Here is a 21,665-nt window from a genome sequence, read left to right as displayed (position 1 = left end):
ATTTCATAGATTCTAAAATTTACCCCAAAATGCTAAAAACTCTACGCTTCTTGCATTTCAATCCATTTTTGTGCGATTCTTACCGCATTTGTCGCTGCCCCTACGCGAATTTGATCTGCCACGCACCACAAGTGTAAAATATGCTTATCAAAATTATCTTCACGCACACGCCCCACATAAGTTTCATCTGTCTCTGTGGCAAGAATCGGCATAGGATATAGCTTCTCTTTTGGCTCATCACATAGCACAACACCAGATGCGCGAGATAGAATCTCCTTTGCCTCCTTAGCACTCACAGGATTTTCAAAATGAATACTAATAGATTCACTATGACTACGTAAAACAGGCACACGCACACAAGTCGCACTTATGGCAAAATTTGAGTGCATAATTTTATTTGTCTCATTGATCATTTTCATCTCTTCTTTTGTATAGTCATTTGGCATAAAATTATCAATATGTGGAATCACATTTAACGCTAAGCGGTGAGGGAATACAGCAGATTCTACTTCATCAAGTTTAAAGGCAAAAAATGCCTGCATTTGCATTACAAGCTCTTCCATTCCACGCTTACCAGCTCCACTTGCCGCTTGATAGGTGCTGACATCAACGCGTTTGATAGTAAATGCCTTATGCAAGGGGGATAGCACCTGCACCATTTGAATCGTAGAGCAGTTTGGATTGGCAATAATGCCTTTTTGCTTCCATTGTGCTATGTCTTGGGGATTGACTTCAGGGACAACAAGGGGAATATCCCTATCCATACGAAAATGACTTGTGTTATCAATCACCACCGCACCAGCTTTTGCCGCACTTGGTGCATACTCTGCACTCACAGAACCACCAGCGGAAAAAAAGGCTATCTCCACGCCCTCTTTAGCAAAAACATCGTGTGTAGTTTGCAAAATCTTGTGGCTTTGTGACATAAACTCCACTTCCTTACCCACACTTCTTTCACTTGCCAAAGGCACGATTTTACTCACTGGAAATTTTCTCTCTTCTAAAACGCGGAATATCTCCTCGCCAACCGCTCCACTCGCACCCACAACACCAACAACATACTTTTTCAAACACTACCCCCTTTAATTTAGATTTTTACGAACGAGTGCGGATTCTAGCAGGGTTTTTTGAATTAATAGCTAATTACTTACTTGTTGCTTGTGCCTACTACAAGCAGTGAGCCACCAAATGGGGCATTAAGATTCTGTGGGAGATAGTGCTGAATCTTATTTTCTAGCCGACAGATTCCTAGCAATGCTTTATTGATAAGTGCGGGCGGTGGCGTATCGCGTAGTTCTTCTTTGTGAGATTCTGCCACAGATTCTGTATGAGAATCTAATGTATTATTTTGTGTAGCTATGTGTGCTTTTGCAATATGAGAATCTTGCGTTGGATATGGTGCAGAATGCAGCAATGCCCTAACCCAAAGCAATGGCGTAATAGAAATGAAAAAATACTTCGCACATATAATGTCAAAGCCACTTTGCTGCATAAGATCGACAAGCTCCTTTTTTAGTATATCGCCGCTTATGATGCACGCTCACATCGTGGGCATTCCACAGCCATTTATGTGCTGGGACACTTAAAGCTAAAAGGCTTTTTGTATTATTTTTTAGCATACTTTTCATATTTTTTAACGCTACTAAATCATCATCAATGTGTTCTAACACATCAAAGGCAAAAATGCAGTCAAACTCATTTGCAAAAGGCACATCAAGTAAATCCATACAATACAAGTCTTTTATACCATAGGTTTTAGCGTATTCTAAGCCTTGCGGGTGGATTTCACCTAATGCGATATTATTAAAACCTTGCGATAAAAAATGCCTTGTAACACTTCCTGTCCCAGCCCCTACATCTAGAATCTTTATGCTTTTGCCATTATCTTGCGGATATAAAGAGACTAAAATACGGCTTATCTCTTGATAGATAAACTCTCGCCTTGCAATATGCCAAAAATGCTTATTTTCAGCTAGATATAGCATATCCATACCTTCACTTGGGAAGTGAAAGTTCGCATTAGATTCTAAAGTTTGCTGTGTAAATTGAGAAGTTTGGCTTTTTAGCGTAGATTTATAGGGGGGGGGGGGCAAAATATGTAATGCCATTTATAATGACAGATTCTTTTATTTGCATTTTTTACTCCTTTATTCTAAATTTGTTTAGGATTTAATCCCTAAAACATCATCGCTCCAAGAGTGCCGGCGACTAAAAGCGGGATATTATACACAAAAAATGTAGGGATACAAGTATCATAAATGTGATTATGCTGTCCGTCCATATTGAGTCCAGAAGTAGGACCCAAAGTGCTATCACTCGCAGGACTTCCTGCATCGCCCAACGCCCCAGCTATGCCAATAAGCAAAATTATCGCAAGGACACTAAAGCCAAGCGAGATTCCAAAAGGCACATAAATTGCCGCAATAATGGGTATCGTCCCAAAGCTCGTACCAATGCCTATGGTGATTAAAAGTCCCACAAGCAGCATTAAACTCGCCCCTATAAATTTCGCCCATAAAGACGCTCCATTAGAATCTAAAGTCGCAGGATTTGAAGCCATAGTCGCATTAGAATCTAGTCCATTTGAAGCGATAGTATTCATAGCACCATCGCCGACTTGATGTGTGAAGTTTGCCACCACTTGCACGAGATTCTGCACCTCTCCACTTGCACGCAGCACCTCCCCATATCCAGCCGCCACAAGCATAACAAAGGCAATAAACGCCATCATTTTTAGCCCACCCTCCATAACAGAATCTATCTCACTCCATCTAACCCCTCGTAGCACAATCATACACATAAGCCCAGCAAACGCCCCAATAGCGAGAGAATGCGTAACAAGCTGCACGACAAAAAGCATGATAATGCCAAAAAGTGTCGCATATTCACGCCAACCCATACTCGCATCGCCCATAGAGCATTCCTCTTTTTGTGCGTATTCACGCGGCTTTGCATACAGCACAAACACCGCAAAAAGCAGCCCAAGCAGCATAGCCGCCCCACCAATCCACATCACAGAGCTAATTTCACTCAAACTCACAGGCATACCATTTGCCTTCATCTGCTCACTAATAGTCGTGTGAAAAATCAGCCCAAAGCCCACACCAAGCGTTACATAAGGGGCTTGTAACCCAAAAGTAAGCGCACAAGCGACAGCGCGTCTATCAATTTTTAAGCGATTCATAAGGCTTAGAAGCGGAGGGATAAGAATGGGGATAAAAGCGATATGAATAGGCACAAGATTCTGCGAAAAACACGCAATAAGGGCAATGCTAAGGATAAAAATAAATTTTCTATTACTTATCACATTTGCAATGGCAGATAACAAAAAAGTCATTAAATGTGTGCGAGAAATCGCCACCGCAATGCCACCTAGCAAGATATAGCTTAATGCGATATTGAGATTACTTGCCATACCTTTAGTGAAAATCTCACCCGTTGCAGTAGTTTTAAGCAGGAAATATTGCCAAAGCGAAGTTTGTGAATCTGCCCCAGAAGATAAAGATTCTAAAGGCAAGGGAGATAGCCACCCAGCCACAAGTGCGGCTATAATAATAGATAGCAAAACATTTAATCGCAAAACGCACAACACCGCCATAACAAGCACAGATAACACCACTGCATTTGTGAGAAGAGACATTAGATTCCTTTCATCTTATTATTTTCATTTGATTCTATTGTGATAAAAAAACGCGGATTTTACGCTAAAATAGATGAAAAAAGCATTAAAATAAGTCAAATTTAAGCCACTTTGCAGAATCTTTAATAAATTTTAAATAATTTTGAGATACAATCCGTGCTTTTAACTTCGTTTGCTTACAGCATTTTCTAAGATCGCGTAGCTCAGTTGGTAGAGCACTACCTTGACATGGTAGTGGTCGCTGGTTCAAGTCCAGTCGTGATCACCATAATTTTTTTATATCTTTAGATTTTTCATTATTCATTGTGAAAGAGTAGCTTATACTCCGGCATAGATTCTACAACTTCTATTGTCTGCACACTCATTTGGATTACGCTTAGAAGTAGCTCTAGCACATATCGCCCGCCCTTTAGCCCCTTCAATGCTCCGCTTGTGCTTTCATATAAATTTGGGTCATTGACTATGCCACTTGCTTTATCAGTGCTGATTTTATACCTATCTAGTATCCACTCTATAGCACTTTTGCCATTGACTTTATACGCATAAGCCTTGTGCGGGATATCAACTATGGCGATTGTGTCATTAAGCAAAATACTATCTTTCACGCCTTTGGCGTGAAACTTTATCGTCTCTATCCTAAAGTCCCCTTCATTTAAATGCTCTATATCTTCTCTAGCCTTTTGCCTAAAGTCCTTTTCAAACAAGCCTTTAGCACTTGTCTTAAACTCGTGCAAGTCCTTTGCCAAACACGAAAAAGCCCCTGAATCTAGCTTATTATGGCTCTCATAGTTGATATGTAGCTCTGCTAATGCCCTGCCGCTTGCCACAAAACCCCAGAAATCCTGCATAAGCGGGATTCTAGGGAGCATTTTGGAGAGATTGTCTTTGTATTTAGCGATGTAATCTTTGTGATTTAAGATTGCATAAATATAATAAAACATCGCTTCTTTGGTAATACTGCTGTCGTTATAGGCATTTTGGAAAAATGCTAGGGCTTCATCTCTTATGGCGTCTTTTCTGCGATAGTAGGCGGTTTTATTGTCATTGCGAGTCTTGTCGCTGGATTGGGCGTGAGATTTTTCGCTTTGCTCAAAATGACAAAATGCACTAGATTCTGCCTTGTCATAGTCCATAGTCATCTGTCCATTTTCTGTGCTGGATTCTACTCGCTCATAGTAGTAGAGTGGGAAGCAATGCCCTTTTGAAATATGTTCCAAATCTACGATGCCATTGCTAGTAAGAGCAGAAAATTGATGTGTCGCACCTACGCCTAAAACCTGTATTGCCACATTTTCAAAATCCCCATTTATGCAGACTATCGCCTCGCCTTTATTACCAAATGGATAAATTTTATCCATTTGACAATGGCTATGGTTATAGCCATTGTCAAAATATAAAAACTCCTTTGTGAAAGGGCGATAAGAGCAGATTCTAATCCTGCTTTCATCAAAGACTAGCTCTCTATTTGCTCTCACTCTTTTATCTAAGCTCCCACTCCAAGTAACCTTGCTTAGGTCATTACAGAGCTTATAAGCTGGGTTTGCTACTAGGGCTTCTCGCTCGGTGTTATAGGTATCAATACAAAGGGCAATGTTTTTGGCTAAATTCTCTTTAGAGAAGTTAAAGCTCCAATTATCTTTGCCTGTTACCACGCCTTGAGAGAAAAGCTCAAAGATTTCTAGCTCTAATTCGTCTTTGGCGTTTATGGCTAGGGGTTTTAGCTTCTGCCCTGTGCTACCCATAGGAGTGAAAGCCATAAAGCTATAATCGCGTTGATTTATCCAATCGTAATCTTTGTTTGGCGTGATGAGAGTGAAAAGCCCTTGGGCTTCCATAGATTCTATGGATTTGAAGTTTTGGATAATGTTTAGCTTAGTTTGGCGGTCTAGGTAGTCGCCGATGTCGTAGTAGTAGATTTTGGCTTTGCTGGGCGTTGGCTTGTCGCTGGATTGGGCGTGAGATTTTTCGCTTCGCTCAAAATGACAAAATGCACTAGATTCTGCCTTGTCATATTGAGCCTTTGTAAAAGGCGAAATATCTGTGCTAGGCAAGGCACTAGAATCTAGCTTCACAAAAAAGCATATCGCCACAGGGGTGCGTGAGCCAGAGTCAAAGAATTTGCCGCCTTCTTTGCGTGAAGTCTCGCCGGAAGTGCGTTGATTGCCCCTAAGATTAAAGATATAGATATAGTCAAACTCTGCTTCTAAGCACGCGCGCAAGCCATCATCGCTATTGCTATCTAAGAAACTGCCATTGACTACAAGCCCTATAATCCCCCCGCTCTCTCCTATCCTATCGCTCATAAAACGCAAGGCGCGTTTGAAGGAGTCAAAGCTGGTGTTTTTGGTGCTAGTGGCTAAGGACTTGGCTCGGTAGGTTTCGCTTATGCGTTTGTCAATATGGGGGGATTTTTCATTGGCGTTATCATCATTAGCGGACTTTTGCCCAGCGGAGTAAGGAGGATTACTCATAAAGATTTTAAACTCGGTGTTTTTAAACTCTTGGATTTTGGCGTAGTTTTTCTCCAAATAAGGGAGAGAATCTACGGTCGTTTGTGTGCCATCTTTACTACCGATGAAGCCTTTGGAGTCTGGGGTGTAGGTGTTGAAGGTGTCGGTGAATAGTAGATTATCAAAGAGCTTGATTTCTGTGGGCGATTCAGCTTTTGGTGCAGTTTTGTTGGATTGGGCGTGAGATTTTTCGCTTTGCTCAAAATGACAAAATGCACTAGATTCTGCCTTGTCATATTGAGCCTTTGTAAAAGGCGAAATATCTGTGCTAGGCAAGGCACTAGAATCCACTTGCGTGGATTTGTGGGTTGCTTCGGCGATTTCATCGCCTCGCAATGACGGAGAAAGGGCGTTGTCAAAAGTGGATTCTGGGGCTTGTTGTTTTCCATCACCACCTTGGGATTCTAAGGGGGGGGGGGGTGTTTTCACGCCCAGCCTGTTTTTCTTCTTCAAGGATTCTAAGATTTGCGGTGGGGCTGTGGGAGCTTTGTGGATTTTGGGGAAGGTTAGCGAACTTGGCGTTCGTGCCTTTCACAAAATCCACAACACTGCCGCATTGCTCGCCCAAATCCGAATCCCCCAAAGCAACGAGTCTTTCGTGGTAGGTCGTGGCGATATTGATTTGTGCGATGTAATATCCCAGCAGCGTAATCTCATTTGCCCATAGCTCTTTGGTAAATTTAGATTCTAAATTAGAATCTAAATAGCCACTTTGGATAAGGCGGGTGATGAAAGTGCCTGTGCCTACAAATGGGTCTGCTATGTGGATATGCCTATCGCCCAGCGATTTGCCAAAGTGCTTTTGCAAAAGGTATTGAGTTGAGTGAATGATGAAATCCACGCCCTCTATGGGAGTATAGACTATGCCTAGCTTTTCTTGTGTTTTTTTGAATGCTTCTTTGAATAAGGTGTCATATAGATTTTTGATTAAGTTTTGTTTGGATTTGTCGCTTCTGGCATAGTGCGCACTCTCCTGCGCAGAGGTGTAGAATTTCTCTAGTGTCTGTGTCTCGGCACTTAGCCCTTGCTCTAGGAGCTTACTGTGGAGCTTCTCTAGCTCGGCAGAGACTTTGTCAAAGGTGGCGAAATCAAGGCTTGGGAATATACAGGTGAAAATAGGCTTTGTGATGATGTGCTGGGCTACTAGGGCTATGGCTTCACTCTCGTTGAAGCTGGCGTTTAGGTTGCTCTGCAGAGCTTTACAAAATGTAGCAAAGAGCTTTTGTATCGCGGAGCTAGAATCTAGTAAGGCTTGTATGCGGAGCATTAGTTTTTGCATAATATCGCCGACTTTGCTTGCGTAATTTTCCCAATACTGCAGGTCGCCTAAGTTTTTAGGCACGGCGTTTTTCATCTCATTAAAAAGCTCTTCAAGGGTAAAAAGTGTGGCTTCTGGGAGCTCTGTTATACCACTTGAATCTGTCAATAATGACACAATTTCAGCAATTCTCGCTTCATCAATGAGCCGCTCATCGTGGCTTCTAAGGGCTTTGAGTGTATGCCATACGATTTTGAATTTATCGCCTTTAAGGGTTTTGTCGTAGTTTTTTATCTCTTCATCACTTAGCACTAAGGGCAAAATAATATAGCCATACTTCTTGCCTTCACTCTTTCTTATCGCTCTCCCCACGGCTTGCACTATATCTACCATAGAATCCCGCTTGTCAAAGAAACATACCGCATCAAGACTAGGCACATCAATGCCCTCTGTTAAGCATTTAGCATTACTTAGCACTCTGCATTCATCTCCATTATCACTTAACCAAAATAACTGCTCTGCTTTTTTGTAAGCGTTATGTGTGCCATCTATATGCCGCAAGATAATATTTCTGCTGATTTTAGGAAACTTCTCTGTGACAAATTTTGAATTTCTAATACTAGAGTGATAAACTACTGCCTTTTTCATAGGCTTTGTGTCATCTTTATAAGCTTCGTGTATGCCATTTTCATCAACAAAGCTCATATTGATTTTATTTAAAGCATTTGCAAAGGAAATCATTTTTCCTGCATTTTCTATAGTTAATTTTGAATTTTCTTGAGCTTTGGTGAGTTTGCCTAAATACTCGGCTAAATATTCTTCGCGTATATAGCTAATCACCACTCTAAAATCGCTCAAAAGTTTTTCGCTTATTGCTTTACTGAACTTAAGCTCATAAATCTCTTTGCCAAACAAAGTCTCATCGTCCATTGAAAAAAGCAGTAAATCCTTGCCCTTGGACTTTTTGCCAAGCTCATCTTTTGCCTTAGAAGAGTAGATTCTAGGCGTAGCGGTAAGATAGAGACGGTATTTTGCTTTAAGGAGAGTATTATCGTGGGTTTTCTGCCATACACTTATATCTTTAGCATTCCATTGCTCATCAAGCTTCTGCACGCCGGCGGTGCGGTGGGCTTCATCATTTATTATGAGTTTAAACTCTTGGTTGAAAAGCTTTTGAGTTTCTATGATGACATCTATGCTTTGATATGTAGAGAATATAATAATTTTTGGATTTTTGTAGTCTTTTGAATCTTTTACTTTTAGATTATTGAGGGGGGGGGGGTGAAGTGAGAATTATCTACCTCTTTATGAAGTAGGTGAGCTATCTTTCTTGCTAAAACATTAGAATCTGTGGTGGGTGCGATATATAACTCATCACTATTCATATCTTCAGTATTTGTAGAGTTAGGTAAGCCGACTTTATTATCACTACACACGGCAAAGACTTTATAAGATTTACTTAAAGATTGTGCGAAAAATTCTTTTATCATTTGATTGGTAAGTGCAAGACTTGGGGTAAAAAACACAGCAATCTCTCCGTCTTTTACTATATCATCTATGGTGCGGATAGCTAATAGACTTTTGCCTGTGCCACACGCCATAATAACTTTGCCTCGTGCATTATCCTGCTCTACAAAATGTTTTCTAATTGCTTCAAAAGCCTCTTGTTGATGAGGGCGTAATTTCTTTTTATCTTTTGATTGTGTCGTTTGCTCAATGGCATCTAGATTAATTTTTTGCCAATCAATTTCCAAATCTTTGAGTTCATTGTAACCAAAGGCTATTGCCTTAGCCTTTTCCCCATTTGCATTTTGCTCTAATGCCTTTCCAACTTCACCGCTTACACTCTTGCAAGTGTGAAAAATAAGAGATTGAGAAATCTTAAATATCTTGTCATTATTATCAACAAAACTATTAATCCCTAAAAAATTTTTAAAATCATTAAGTCTTAAACTATATGTGGGACTGAAAGCTTTACATTGCACAGCAAGGATTTCTTCTTCTTTACTTAAAATAACTATGTCTATACCAAAATCGTGGCGATTTATTTGAAACTTATCACTAAATTCATTCCACAAATATACCTCTTTGATATTAAATTCTTCCCGCAAAAAAGAATCAACTTGCAGAATTTTTTTAATTAACTTTTCAAATCTCTTACCCTGCTCAACATTAGTCTGCGTATTTTCACACAATACCCCAACAATCTCTTCAAAATTCATAACACTCCCTCCAAAGCCTATTCTAGTTCCTAGGATTATAGTCGGCTTTAACAAATATTTCCCAAACTTATGTTATGGGCTTGACACTTCTCTCTCTTAGCATTTGCCAGATGATAATCACAACAGCCACATCAATCAGCACATCAGCAAGATTAAAAATCGCAAAATCAAACCAATAATGCCAATACACATAATCCACTACACCCCCATACATAAAGCGATCAAGGATATTTGATAACCCAGAACCGAGCAAGATTCCAAGTGGAATGTAATGTTTTACAAAAAAATCACTCATTAGAGCAAAAAGCAATAAAGCAAACAAAAATAGAATCTGAATATACTTTAAAGATTCGGCTAAAAAGCTAAACATAGAAAATGCCACGCCTGTGTTATACACTAACGCCTTGCCGCCAATGCTTAACGCCTGACTATCCCACGCAAAGCCATTTAGCATAATATTTTTTACCCACTGATCCAGCCCAAGACTCATACAAAAAAGCAAGATAAAAATAAGAATCTGTGCTTTTGAAATAGATTTAATATATCGCATTGAAAGCATATCAGCCCCTTACATAGCCTCTTTAAAGTTGCTTTTGAAAAAACTCTACAAGGCTTTTCATCTGCTCACTTACGATTTTAGAATCTCTGCCTTCTATCAAGATTCTAAGCTTATTTTCCGTGCCAGAATATCGCACGAGATGACGATTGCCACTTTTGGTAATAGAATCTAGCTTCTCTTGCAAACCAACAATGCTTTCAAGCGGCTTTTTTTGAGAGACTTGGAGATTGATAAGCTCACTAGGATAAAGCTCAAAGGGATTAAGCGTATCTTTAGCATTCTTACCACTTTGTAACAAAAGGGCTAAAACTTGCAATGCACTCACCAAGCCATCGCCCGTTTTAGCATAATCGCTAAAGATGATATGCCCACTGCTCTCGCCTCCAAAATTAAGATTAAACTCTTGCATTTTATCCCACACATATTTATCTCCTACATTGCAGCGATGCAAGGTAATATGATGATTTTTGAGTGTTTCTTCAAGGGCTAGATTACTCATTAGCGTGGCGACAATGGCGTTATTTTTTAACGCCTTGATACTTTGCTGATACAAGGCTAAAGCCCCAATGAGCTTGTCGCCATTAACGATATTGCCTTCATTATCCACCACCACAAGCCTATCGGCATCACCATCAAGGGCAAAACCCACATCGGCACGATAAGTTTTAACCTTTTCAGCCAAGCCATCTGGATGCATAGCCCCACATTGTTTATTGATATTAAAACCATTGGGCTCATCATTTATCGCAATGACATCTGCCCCAAGCTCACGCAATACAATGGGTGCGACACGATATGCCGCTCCATTAGCACAATCACACACGATACGCAAACCACGCAAGGCAAGATGCTTTGGAAATGAATTTTTAATATGCACGATATATCGCCCCACCACATCATCAATACGCTTTGAGCTGCCAATCTCTTCGCCACTTTTTAATGCCGCTTGCAAAGAAGTGGCATTATGATAGAGAGATTCTATACTTTCTTCTTCTTCTGGGGCGATTTTATAGCCAAAATGGTTGAAAAATTTGATTCCATTATCATCATAAGGATTATGACTTGCACTTATCATTACCCCTGCATCACAACGCATATCTTCTGTGAGAAATGCCACTGCGGGAGTTGGCATAGGACCGATTTGAATCACATCATAGCCCACAGAAGTAAGGCTAGACACAAGGGCATTTTCTATCATATAGCCACTGCGGCGAGTGTCTTTACCTACAAGAATCTTATTTGTCAAAGAATGTTTGCGGAAGTGAATCCCAGCACTAGAGCCCAATGCAATAACACTTGAAGGCGTAATCACTTCTCCTGCCTTACCTCGCACACCATCAGTGCCAAAAAGCTTTATCTCTTTTGCCTTTGCTTCCTTTTTCATCAAAACTCCTTTGTGCTTTTAAACTGCGTTTAATCAAACTTTTGGCAGAATTTTGCCTTAATTTTTTTTAAAAAGGACTAATGAAAAATGGCAAATCACAAATCTGCGGAAAAACGCATTCGTCAAACCAAGACAAGAACTGAACGCAATCGCTACTATAAAACGCGTATTAAAAACATCGTGCGAGACCTAAGAGAGGCTGTTGCAAGTAAAGATGTAGCCAAAGCCCAAGAAGCATTAAAAATCGCCAATAGGGAATTACACAAATATGTAAGTAAGGGGATTTTAAAGAAAAATACGGCTTCACGCAAAGTCTCTCGCCTTAACGCAAGTGTGAAAAAACTTGCTCAATCTGCCTAATTTTATTTAACTAACTTCAAAGAGGTTGAATGCTTGTTGATAAACTCAAGCCCATTGTGGCAAGGTATGATGAGATTTCAAGCCTCCTACTTTCCCAAGAGATTCTATCCAGTGTCAAGCAACTCACACAATTGAGCAAAGAACAAAGCGACATAGAGCCTATTGTCCAAAGTGCGAAAATGTATTTTTCCGTGCTTGAAGGCATTGCGGATAATAGAGCCTTGCTTGAAGATAAAGAGCTAGGAGAGCTTGCTAAGGAAGAGCTAAAAGAGCTAGAATCTAAAAAAGCAGAGCTTGAAGAAGAGATTAAACTTCTTTTAATCCCAAAAGATCCCAATGATAGTAAAAATATTTATCTTGAAATCCGTGCAGGGACAGGCGGAGATGAGGCGGGAATCTTTGTGGGCGATTTATTTAAGGCGTATTGTCGCTATGCAGATTTACAAAAGTGGAAAGTTGAGATTATCAGCTCAAGTGAAAATAATGTGGGTGGCTACAAGGAAGTTATCGCGCTTATAAAAGGGCAAGGATCGTATTCTAAGCTCAAGTATGAGGGTGGCACCCACCGCGTCCAACGCGTCCCAGAGACAGAATCTCAAGGGCGGATTCACACTTCAGCCATCACCGTAGCGATAATGCCTGAAGTTGATGATGTGGAGGTGAATATCAATCCAAGCGATTTAAAAATTGATGTCTTTCGCAGTGGCGGACACGGCGGACAGAGCGTAAATACGACAGATTCAGCGGTGAGAATCACGCATATCCCAACGGGCATAAGCGTATCTATGCAAGATGAAAAATCCCAGCATAAAAATAAAGATAAAGCCTTAAAGATTCTAAAAGCCAGACTTTATGAAGCCGAGCTTGAAGCACAAAATGCCCAAAACAAAGAAGCCCGTAAAACACAAGTGGGGAGTGGTGATAGAAGTGAGCGAATCCGCACTTATAACTACCCTCAAAATCGTCTCACAGACCACCGCATCGGCTTGACACTTTATAGCCTTGAAGAGATTATGCTTGGTGGTTTGCTTGATGAATGTATCAATCCACTCATCGCCCACGCTCAAAGTCAAGCTATGGGTGCAGTGGAATAGCAATGCAAAAGCCTATCAAAAAAGTATATTTTTGCGATGGAGCGGTTGAAGGAAAGATAGTAAAGATTCTAAAAAAGCATTACAATCTTATCTTCACAGATAAAGATCCAGACTATATTTTTTATTCTGTTATGGGTGAAAAACATATTGAATATGATGGGATTAGAATCTTTAGCACGGGCGAGAATGTTCGGGCGGATTTTAATTTTTGCGATTATGCTATTGGGTTTGATTATATACAGTTTGATGATAGATATTTGCGTTATCCACTCTATCTTCACTATACAAAGGATATGCAAAAAGCAAAAAACAAACATCTCGCAATAAACACACAAACATTACAAAACAAGGATAGATTCTGCACTTTTGTTGTCAGTAATGGCAAGGCAGATGAGCTACGCACACAATTTTTTGACTTCCTAAGTCAATATAAACACATAGATAGTGGCGGAAAGTATAAAAACAATATTGGCAAACCCATAAAGGACAAATCAAGCTTCCTTGCAATTGGGAAATTCAACATTGCTTTTGAAAATTCAAACACCAATGGCTACACGACAGAAAAGCTTATTCAAGCCCTTAGTTCGCAAACTGTGCCTATTTATTGGGGAGATGAATGCGTTAGCAAACCTTTAGATTCAAGCGGGGGAGGGGGGGGGGTAAATCCAAAGGCTTTTATACATATTAAAAGTGTCAATGATTTTGACACAGCACTTGAAAAAATACAAAAACTTGATAATGATGATGAAGCCTATCTCTCTATGTTAAAAGAGCCAAGTTTTTTAGATTCCAATCACGAAGAGATTTTTGATGAAAGGCTTGAAAATTTTTTACTCCATATTTTTAGCCAACCTATCAAAAAGGCTTATCGTAGGGGTTTTGGACAATGGCGATATAATCTTGAAAAAAGATATAAAAAATTCCAAAGAGCAAGAAAAATAGCCAACGGCTTTGCAAATATTTTTAAAATACCCATTCAAAAACTTAGAACATATATTAAATATTAAATCTTTTTGATGCTATGAAACTTTCTCATTTATAAGGCTTTCTGGCTATATCACAAATACAATGATTGCAACCTATCTCCAACCTATCTCCCTTCCACTTCAAAAAATTTTGTTGTCTTTACCATAATACGAATAAGTAAATAAAACACAGCCGAGATAATAAACAAATATGTCAAAATAGAATCCGGTGCAATAAACTCTACACCCCCCCCCCTCTGCCAATTTACAATCACAGCAATTATATAGTGAAACACAAAAAGCGAAGATGTTAAGCCAAAAAATGAATTATATTCTCGCCTTATCATTGAGCGAAAGGAAAAGTCCATATCACTTGGAATATAACCACTTAACTTTGGAAAAAATGGCGGGGTTTTCAAAGTCCAATCAATATATTCTTGACCAAATTTTACACGCAAAAAACTCTCTTCAGCAAAGATAATTCTCTCATAATAGAGCCAAAAACTCAAAGCAAAAACTACAATAAAGAGCCAATTACCAAGCAAAATAATCGGTGCAAGCATCATTAGGAAATTCCCCAAGTAGAGTGGATTACGACACACAGAGTATAAGCCAGTATGATTAAGCACACTAGCTTTTTGCTCTCTTGTATTACGCCCTGAAGTATCACGAGGCACAAATCCAGCCACCCAGATTCTAACCCCCTGCCCAAGCAATCCCACAAAAATTGCAACAATAACCAAAGATGTGTTATACACCCCATCACAATACAAATAAGTCTCGGAAGTCAAAATTACCAAAATAAAAAGTGGTAAAATACAAAAAGGCAGATAGCTCCTATAACGAAACAAAATATCGCCTTGCGTTTTTAGCTCTTCTTGTAATGCCATATTCTTTCCTTTAAATTATCTTATTGACAATTCACACACTCTACACTTCTATCTATCACATCATCTTTTTCAATCTCAGGACTTTGTGAGCGGAGATAATAAGTGCTTTTTAGCCCCAACCTCCAAGCAAGCATATAGATGTCATTAAGCATTTTCCCACTTGCCTTATCAAGCCTTACAAAGACATTTGTGCTTTGTCCTTGATCTATCCATTTTTGACGAACTGCCGCAGCCTTAATCAATAATGTTTGATCAATATCATACGCAGATATGTAATAATTCCAAGTATCTGTACTTAAATGAGGCACAACAACAGGAATCATTCCGCTAAGATTCTCTTCTAGCCATTTTTTACGATACACAGGCTCAATAGTCTGCGTTGTCCCAACAAGAATACTAATAGAACTTGTAGGTGCAATCGCCATAAGATAGCCATTTCTTATACCTTGCGTTTTTACTTTTTTTCGCAAAGATTCCCAATCACATTGTTGCGAAAAAAGCCCACCTCTATCAACAAGCTTTAATGCCTCCTTACTCGCCAAATCAATAGGCATTATCCCCTTACTCCAGTTACTGCCATCAAATTGCGGATATTTACCCTTTTCTTGTGCTAAATCCGAGCTAGAACTAATCGCATAAAAACTAATAAGTTCCATTACTTCATCAATCTTTGCCAAATGCTCATCACTCCCCCACTCTATCTTAGCACACGCGAGCATTTCAGCCTCGCCCATCACACCAAGCCCAATGGCACGATTTTTTTTATTTGTAACCTTTACCTTGCGATTAGGATAAAAATTAAGATCAATCACATTATCAAGCATTCTAATCGCAATAGGCAAAACACGCTCAATATCCTCTTTTGTGTGAATCTTACTAAGATTCACACTCGCTAGATTACACACTGCCGTATCCCCACCTTGTGCAATACGCGTTGTAATAAAGACTTTTTTGCCCAGCAAAGAATCTACGCTTGTAATTTTATTTGCCGCCTTACGCACACCATTATCAAGCTCTACTTCTTGCTTTTCATCATATATCACCTTTGAACCATCATCAAATTCAACTTCCACAACATAATGATTTGGATTCGTGTTTTGAAAAATCTCTGTGCAAAGGTTTGAGCTGCGGATAATCCCAGCGTGTCCATTTGGATTAGCACGATTTGCATTATCTTTAAAGCACAAAAATGGCAAACCAGATTCAAAATAATTCGTTAGAATCTTTTTCCACAAATCTTTTGCCACAACACGATGTTTTAAGATATGTTCATTTTGTTCGTATTCAAGGTATTTTGCTTCAAACTCCTCTCCATACAATTCCGTAAGTTCAGGGCATTGATAAGGATCAAAAAGTGTCCAAAACTCATTTGCCTCAACTCGCTTCATAAACAAATCACAAATCCACAATGCGGGGAACAAATCGTGCGCTCTCCTACGCTCTTCACCACTATTTTTACGCAAGTCAATAAACTCAAACACATCATTATGCCAAACTTCTAAGTATGTCGCAATCGCTCCCTTGCGTGTACCTAGCTGATCCACAGCAATCGCCACATCATTAGCTATTTTCAAAAACGGCACAACGCCACCAGCTGCATTTTTATGTCCATCAATATAGCTTCCAAGCCCACGCACTTGGCTAAAATCCCAGCCTATACCGCCACCATACTTACTTAAAAGTGCCATTTCTTTATACGCATCAAAAATTCCCTCAATATTATCCGGTGTGCTACCAATAAAGCAAGAACTTAGTTGATGTCGCGTTGTGCGGGCATTTGCTAAAGTTGGTGTCGCACAAATCACCTCAAATTGAGAAATCATATCATAAAACTTCACCGCCCACGCATTACAATCATTTTCATTTTGAGCTAAAAACATAGCAATCGCCATAAACATATGCTGGGGCAACTCAATGGGCTGATTATTAGAATCTTTAAGCAAATACCTATCATATAGCGTTTTAATACCTAAATAATTAAACTGCAAATCGCGTTCAGGCTTAATATGAGAATCTAAAAATGCTAAGTCATATTTTTCTTTAATCCCACGAAGCAATCGCCCCTCATTTTCCCCTTGAATGAAGTAATCTTCAAGCTTTTTATAACCCGTCCAGCCCGTTACCTTATGATACAAATCATACAAAAACAAACGAGCCGCGACAAAGCTCCAATTTGGTGCATCAACATCTATCTTATCCACGGCTGTTTTTATTAAAGTCTGCTGAATCTCTTCTGTCGTAATCTTATCTTTAAATAAAATTTTCGCATCAACCTCAAGCTCACTTTGCGTTACACCCTCTAAACCCTCAACTGCTGCAGAAGTGTGTTTTTGTATTTTTGAAACATCAAGCGGTTCTATACGCCCATTTCTCTTAACAACTGTGATTGTATCTAGCATTCTTTCCCCTTCTTACTTATATTCCACCAAATCATCAAGTGAGATTCTATATCTTGGTTGCTGTTCCTTGCCGCGATAGCCAAAGCACACAATAAGGCTCACTTGCTCTTTAAATGGATCAAGCCCATACAGCTTTTCTACCGCTCTTTTCTCATAGCCCTCAATATAGCAAGTATCAATCTCTAAGAAACTCGCATAGGCTACCATATAAGTTGCCATAATATAAGCCTGTTTGCTACTCCAGTGTGCTAGAGATTCTCCAGAATCTAGTCCCCGCTCTTTCAAGTATCCACCCAAACGATCACAAAATGCCTGATACGCACCCAAATCCATTTTGCGTCTAAAGGTATTTTGCTTTGTGTATTCACTCGGTGGGACTAAGTCATTTTGCAAACTTTTAAATATTACAACTTCACTTGCTGTTGTGATTTGAGGCTGATTCCAGCATAATGGACGAAGTGCTGCCTTTGCCTCATCGCTACGCAACACAAGTAATCTTGTAGGCTCTAGCCCAAAGGAGCTTGGCGATAATCTGCCCACTTCTAAAATCTCATCAAACACTTCTTTTGGAATCTTTTTATTCTCATCAAAAAGTTTGCACGAATGGCGGAAATATATAGAATCTAAAAACTTATTCATCACTTACTCCTTATGTAAATTTAAACAACACACAAAACCCTACTTCGCCTTTGCTCTCTTACGCATATTTGGCTCTAGAATCTTCTTGCGGATTCTAATATTTTGCGGTGTTACCTCTAAAATCTCATCATCTTCTATCCACTCTAATGCTCTCTCTAGTGTCAGTTCTCGCGGTGGCACAAGCTTAATGGCATCATCACTCCCACTTGCACGCATATTTGTTAAATGCTTTGCCTTAATGGGATTAACATCTAAGTCATTATCGCGGCTATGTTCGCCGATTACCATACCGATATATACTTTCGTTTGTGGGGCTACAAATAGCACACCCCGCTCTTGTATATTAAAGAGTGAGAATCCTGTTGCTTCACCATTTTCCATAGAGATTAATGCACCATTTTTACGCGATTCTACCCCACCGCTAAATGCCCTAAACTCTAAAAAGCTATGATTCATTACCCCCTCACCCTTTGTATCTGTCAAAAACTCGCTACGATAGCCAATAAGCCCTCGTGCAGGGATTTCAAACTCTAGCCTTGTGTAGCCATCACTCATAGGATTCATAGCTTTCATTTCCGCCTTTCTCTTACCAAGCTTCTCAATAATCGCCCCGCTAAAATCCTGCGGTGTGTCAATGACTAAATGCTCAAAAGGCTCAGTTTTCACGCCATTTTCTTCTTTCACAATCACTTCGGGGCGTGAGATACTAAACTCAAAGCCCTCACGCCTTAGATTCTCCGCTAAAATAGTGATTTGTAGCTCACCCCTTCCGCTTACCTTAAATTTCCCCTCACCCATCTCTTCACATCGCATAGCAATGTTTGTTTGCATTTCTTTTAACAGTCTATCTTTGATTTTATTTGCCGTTACATGTTTGCCCTCTAATCCCGCCAAAGGACTATCATTTACCGCAAAATACACGCTCATTGTGGGTTCTTCTAAGTGCATAGGATCAAGTGGCATAGGATTATTAGGACATACAATAGAATCTCCCACATCAACGGCGTTAAATCCAGCAATGGCTACAATATCCCCCGCTTCAGCAGATTCTATCTCTGTCCTTGCTAGTCCCATAAAGCCGATGAGTTTGCTGATACGCCCTGTCTCTTTCTCGCCATCGCTTTTTGCAAGCATTACATTTTCACCCTTTTTCACGCGTCCATTAAACACCCGCGCAATGCCAATTTTGCCTACATAGTTATCATAATCAAGTGTGAAAACCTGCATTTGCAGTGGATTATCAGCACTTCCGCTAGGCAGCGGCACATACTCTAAAATCGCTTCAAATAATGGCTCAAGATTCTTTTTAGCATCATTTAAATCTTTAATCGCATAGCCATCACGCACAGCCGCATAAATTACTGGAAAGTCAAGCTGCTCATCTGTGGCGTCCATTGATACAAATAAATCAAACACTTCATCTACCACGCGATCAGGCTCTGCGGTAGGTTTATCAATCTTATTGACTACAACAATGGGGCGGATTCCAAAGCTAAGGGCTTTTTTGACGACAAATTTCGTTTGAGGCATAACGCCTTCTTGTGCATCTACAAGCAATAAGACGCCATCTACCATTTTTAGCACCCGCTCCACCTCCCCGCCAAAATCGGCGTGTCCGGGCGTGTCAATAATATTTATCTTTGTGCCTTTGTAGTTTATGGCTGTATTTTTTGAAAGGATTGTAATGCCCCTTTCTCGCTCCAAATCGTTAGAATCCATTACCCTTTCATCAACTTGCTCTCTCTCACCAAATGTCCCAGACTGACTTAAAAGCCCATCTACTAGTGTAGTTTTGCCGTGATCTACGTGTGCTATCACAGCGATATTTCGTATATTTTGCATTGTGTTTTTCTGCTTTCATTTAAAAAATTAAAGGCGACATTCTATTATAGATTACCCTTAATAATCATTAAATATTTATCAAAATTGCCATTTTTCTCCTGTCTCACCACGAAGGATTTTTACACAAGATTTAATAGATTCTATAAGGTATTCAATATCCTCCAAAGTATGTGTGTAGTGGATACTTACTCGCAACCACATAGGCTTTTTATCCTTGCTCCCATTACCTAAAAGATAATGCCCATACGGACCGGCACAACTACAACCAGCACGCGTCTGTATGCCATATTTCTTGCTTAAAAGCATTGAAAGATTAAGAGGGGAGATTGAGCCAATATTAAAACTCACAATGCCGAGTCTCTCCACCTTTAAATCCCCATAAATACTGACCGCTGGAATCTTTTTTAGCTCGTGTAAGAATATCTCTGTAAGCACCTTTTCCCGCCTTTTTATCCACGCAAAGCCAATCTCATTTCGCAATGAATAAGCCAAAGCCGCACGCAGTAGCCCCAAAATGTTAGGTGTCCCAGCCTCCTCTCTTAAAGCCTCATCATCAATAAAAGAATGCGTCATATCACTAGCATACTCCATTGTCCCGCCTCCAGGAAAACTTGGTGGAATCTGCGTATCGCATAAGTTTTTTCTTATTGCTAAAAGCCCACACGAACCAACCCCACCCAAAAGCTTATGCGGTGCGAAAAATCCAGCATCATACAAATGAGAATCTACTTGCATATAAGATGAAGAGCTTGCCATATCAAAGGCGATAGTGGCTTTATTTTCACGCAAAAGTTTGCTATAAGATTCTATGGGAGTAAGCAATCCTGTTACATTTGAAGCCACGCTTAAAGACGCAATGATTTTTTCATTTTTAAGATTCTGCAATATCTTTTTCAAATGCCCTACATCAGGTAGCCCTGCCTTGTCAAAGCCTATTTTGTGGATATAACATAGCCCTTCCCTAAAGCTTATCTCATTTGAATGATGTTCAAACCCACTAAGCAACACATAAGGCAGATTTAAAGCCTTTGTTTGCTTATCATATACCCGCAGTTTTTCAAGCAATGGATTTTGTGAAACACAATTTTTTTTATCATCTAAGCCTTCACTTCCTTGAAAAAATGAATCAAAATGTGCCAAACTCTTTGGAGACATATATATCCCCATAAGCTCTTGGAATTTTTTAATCCCAAAGCTCGCTCCACTCCCTCCAACAATCAATACAAACTCATCATCTAGCCCCAACATTCTTTTTAATCGCTCTTTTGCCCTTTCATAAATTATACTCATAAATGCTGAATGCGTGGCAAAACGCGAATGGGTATTAGCATAATAGGGCAAAATAGAATCTATGCGTTTTTCAATCTTTTTATACGCCAAACCCGAAGCGGTAAAATCAAAATAACGCTGTCCTTTAATAAGAATGGTATTTGCCCGTAGCTGTGTGAGCAAATCGCCATCATCAAGCAACGGGGCAAACAAACAATCTAAAAGCCTATCATAATGTCGCTTTTTATAAATCTGCATTATTCCTACTCCTATCATTTCTTATTGCGTACAGCATTACACAAACCCATACAAAATCGCAGATATTTTAGAATCTTTGCTTTCATCTGGATATAAAATCTAGCAATCTTTAGAATCTACCAACAACTTACCAAAAGTCTGTAATGTTACTTTATGTATCGCTTTTAAACATATTTTCCAAGTGCCACATACAAAAAGCCTATATACACGAATATATCAGCCAAAAACTACTTTGAAAAATGACTTAAAATCCGCACAAACACAACACAAAAACAAATAACTTAAAAGAATTTTGGGAAGTTTTGAAGCTCACTTTTGGATAACTTTCACTTTACTTTCCTGCTTGTTTGGTATTTTTGTTATACAATTTGAGCCA

17 protein-coding genes and 1 tRNA gene are annotated in these 21,665 nt (G+C 39.5%); 4 read left to right on the top strand and 14 right to left on the bottom strand.

The window, feature by feature from the left end:
- Positions 1–41: 41 nt before the first annotated feature.
- The 4 genes from HCN_RS04645 to HCN_RS04630 form a co-directional block, all read right to left on the bottom strand.
- Complete coding sequence (locus tag HCN_RS04645; RefSeq protein ID WP_002956723.1) at positions 42–1,070, bottom strand: aspartate-semialdehyde dehydrogenase; 1,029 nt, start codon at positions 1,068–1,070, stop codon at positions 42–44.
- A gap of 77 nt (positions 1,071–1,147) precedes the next feature.
- Positions 1,148–1,492, bottom strand: coding sequence for a hypothetical protein (locus HCN_RS11915; RefSeq protein WP_014666707.1), 345 nt, complete (start codon positions 1,490–1,492; stop codon positions 1,148–1,150).
- Positions 1,473–2,108 (bottom strand): class I SAM-dependent methyltransferase, encoded by a 636-nt coding sequence (locus HCN_RS10695; protein WP_014666706.1) that lies wholly within the window; start codon positions 2,106–2,108, stop codon positions 1,473–1,475. The genes HCN_RS11915 and HCN_RS10695 overlap by 20 nt, the downstream gene beginning before the upstream one ends.
- Positions 2,109–2,176: 68 nt before the next feature.
- Entirely contained in the window at positions 2,177–3,640 is a 1,464-nt protein-coding gene (locus tag HCN_RS04630) for a Na+/H+ antiporter family protein (protein ID WP_014666705.1), read from the bottom strand.
- A gap of 192 nt (positions 3,641–3,832) precedes the next feature.
- On the opposite strand from HCN_RS04630, the gene HCN_RS04625 reads away from it, so the two are divergent.
- Positions 3,833–3,908, top strand: a tRNA-Val gene (locus tag HCN_RS04625).
- Positions 3,909–3,936: 28 nt separating this feature from the next.
- Here HCN_RS04625 and HCN_RS04620 read toward each other — a convergent pair.
- From HCN_RS04620 to glmM, 5 genes are all read right to left on the bottom strand, one after another.
- Entirely contained in the window at positions 3,937–6,579 is a 2,643-nt protein-coding gene (locus HCN_RS04620; RefSeq protein WP_014666704.1) for a type ISP restriction/modification enzyme, read from the bottom strand.
- Complete coding sequence (locus HCN_RS04615) at positions 6,539–8,605, bottom strand: helicase-related protein (protein ID WP_332370324.1); 2,067 nt, start codon at positions 8,603–8,605, stop codon at positions 6,539–6,541. Before HCN_RS04615 ends, HCN_RS04620 begins: the two co-directional genes overlap by 41 nt.
- Positions 8,606–8,667: 62 nt before the next feature.
- Entirely contained in the window at positions 8,668–9,630 is a 963-nt protein-coding gene (locus HCN_RS04610; protein ID WP_014666702.1) for a restriction endonuclease, read from the bottom strand.
- Positions 9,631–9,697: 67 nt separating this feature from the next.
- Positions 9,698–10,189, bottom strand: a complete 492-nt coding sequence (gene lspA, locus HCN_RS04605) for a signal peptidase II (protein ID WP_014666701.1) — start codon at positions 10,187–10,189, stop codon at positions 9,698–9,700.
- 22 nt (positions 10,190–10,211) lie between these two features.
- Positions 10,212–11,546 (bottom strand): phosphoglucosamine mutase, encoded by a 1,335-nt coding sequence (gene glmM / locus HCN_RS04600; protein ID WP_034548359.1) that lies wholly within the window; start codon positions 11,544–11,546, stop codon positions 10,212–10,214.
- A 114-nt stretch (positions 11,547–11,660) separates the two neighbouring features.
- On the opposite strand from glmM, the gene rpsT reads away from it, so the two are divergent.
- Genes rpsT through HCN_RS04585 form a run of 3 tightly spaced genes read left to right on the top strand, consistent with a single transcriptional unit; the run spans position 11,661 to position 14,034 of the window.
- Positions 11,661–11,933 (top strand): 30S ribosomal protein S20, encoded by a 273-nt coding sequence (gene rpsT / locus HCN_RS04595; RefSeq protein ID WP_002956730.1) that lies wholly within the window; start codon positions 11,661–11,663, stop codon positions 11,931–11,933.
- A gap of 29 nt (positions 11,934–11,962) precedes the next feature.
- Entirely contained in the window at positions 11,963–13,027 is a 1,065-nt protein-coding gene (gene prfA / locus HCN_RS04590; RefSeq protein WP_002956731.1) for a peptide chain release factor 1, read from the top strand.
- Positions 12,970–14,034, top strand: coding sequence for a glycosyltransferase family 10 domain-containing protein (locus tag HCN_RS04585; RefSeq protein WP_231996682.1), 1,065 nt, complete (start codon positions 12,970–12,972; stop codon positions 14,032–14,034). Before prfA ends, HCN_RS04585 begins: the two co-directional genes overlap by 58 nt.
- Positions 14,035–14,117: 83 nt before the next feature.
- Here the strand turns inward: HCN_RS04585 and HCN_RS04580 are convergent, their stop codons facing one another.
- From HCN_RS04580 to HCN_RS04560, 5 genes are all read right to left on the bottom strand, one after another.
- Positions 14,118–14,882, bottom strand: a complete 765-nt coding sequence (locus tag HCN_RS04580; protein WP_002956733.1) for a methyltransferase family protein — start codon at positions 14,880–14,882, stop codon at positions 14,118–14,120.
- Between the two features lie 20 nt (positions 14,883–14,902).
- Entirely contained in the window at positions 14,903–17,281 is a 2,379-nt protein-coding gene (locus HCN_RS04575) for a ribonucleoside-diphosphate reductase subunit alpha (RefSeq protein WP_014667550.1), read from the bottom strand.
- Between the two features lie 12 nt (positions 17,282–17,293).
- The gene (locus HCN_RS04570) at positions 17,294–17,920 is read right to left on the bottom strand and encodes an NAD(P)H-dependent oxidoreductase (RefSeq protein WP_014666699.1); all 627 of its coding nucleotides are present in this window, start codon (positions 17,918–17,920) and stop codon (positions 17,294–17,296) included.
- Between the two features lie 39 nt (positions 17,921–17,959).
- The gene (gene typA, locus HCN_RS04565; protein WP_014666698.1) at positions 17,960–19,762 is read right to left on the bottom strand and encodes a translational GTPase TypA; all 1,803 of its coding nucleotides are present in this window, start codon (positions 19,760–19,762) and stop codon (positions 17,960–17,962) included.
- A gap of 78 nt (positions 19,763–19,840) precedes the next feature.
- The gene (locus tag HCN_RS04560; RefSeq protein ID WP_014666697.1) at positions 19,841–21,289 is read right to left on the bottom strand and encodes an aminotransferase class V-fold PLP-dependent enzyme; all 1,449 of its coding nucleotides are present in this window, start codon (positions 21,287–21,289) and stop codon (positions 19,841–19,843) included.
- Positions 21,290–21,665 lie beyond the last annotated feature (376 nt).

It is taken from the genome of Helicobacter cinaedi PAGU611 (genome assembly GCF_000284635.1).
Taxonomy (GTDB): domain Bacteria; phylum Campylobacterota; class Campylobacteria; order Campylobacterales; family Helicobacteraceae; genus Helicobacter_C; species Helicobacter_C cinaedi.
This window is presented reverse-complemented; position numbering and strand designations above follow the sequence as displayed.

Coding starts and splice junctions, on each gene's coding strand:
- HCN_RS04575 (WP_014667550.1), bottom strand. CDS start 17,281: ATGCTAGATACAATCACAGTTGTTAAGAGAAATGGGCGTATAGAACCG.
- HCN_RS04570 (WP_014666699.1), bottom strand. CDS start 17,920: ATGAATAAGTTTTTAGATTCTATATATTTCCGCCATTCGTGCAAACTT.
- HCN_RS10695 (WP_014666706.1), bottom strand. CDS start 2,108: ATGGCATTACATATTTTGCCCCCCCCCCCCTATAAATCTACGCTAAAA.
- typA (WP_014666698.1), bottom strand. CDS start 19,762: ATGCAAAATATACGAAATATCGCTGTGATAGCACACGTAGATCACGGC.
- HCN_RS04585 (WP_231996682.1), top strand. CDS start 12,970: ATGTATCAATCCACTCATCGCCCACGCTCAAAGTCAAGCTATGGGTGC.
- lspA (WP_014666701.1), bottom strand. CDS start 10,189: ATGCTTTCAATGCGATATATTAAATCTATTTCAAAAGCACAGATTCTT.
- HCN_RS11915 (WP_014666707.1), bottom strand. CDS start 1,492: ATGCAGCAAAGTGGCTTTGACATTATATGTGCGAAGTATTTTTTCATT.
- HCN_RS04560 (WP_014666697.1), bottom strand. CDS start 21,289: ATGCAGATTTATAAAAAGCGACATTATGATAGGCTTTTAGATTGTTTG.
- rpsT (WP_002956730.1), top strand. CDS start 11,661: ATGGCAAATCACAAATCTGCGGAAAAACGCATTCGTCAAACCAAGACA.
- prfA (WP_002956731.1), top strand. CDS start 11,963: ATGCTTGTTGATAAACTCAAGCCCATTGTGGCAAGGTATGATGAGATT.
- HCN_RS04630 (WP_014666705.1), bottom strand. CDS start 3,640: ATGTCTCTTCTCACAAATGCAGTGGTGTTATCTGTGCTTGTTATGGCG.
- HCN_RS04580 (WP_002956733.1), bottom strand. CDS start 14,882: ATGGCATTACAAGAAGAGCTAAAAACGCAAGGCGATATTTTGTTTCGT.
- HCN_RS04610 (WP_014666702.1), bottom strand. CDS start 9,630: ATGAATTTTGAAGAGATTGTTGGGGTATTGTGTGAAAATACGCAGACT.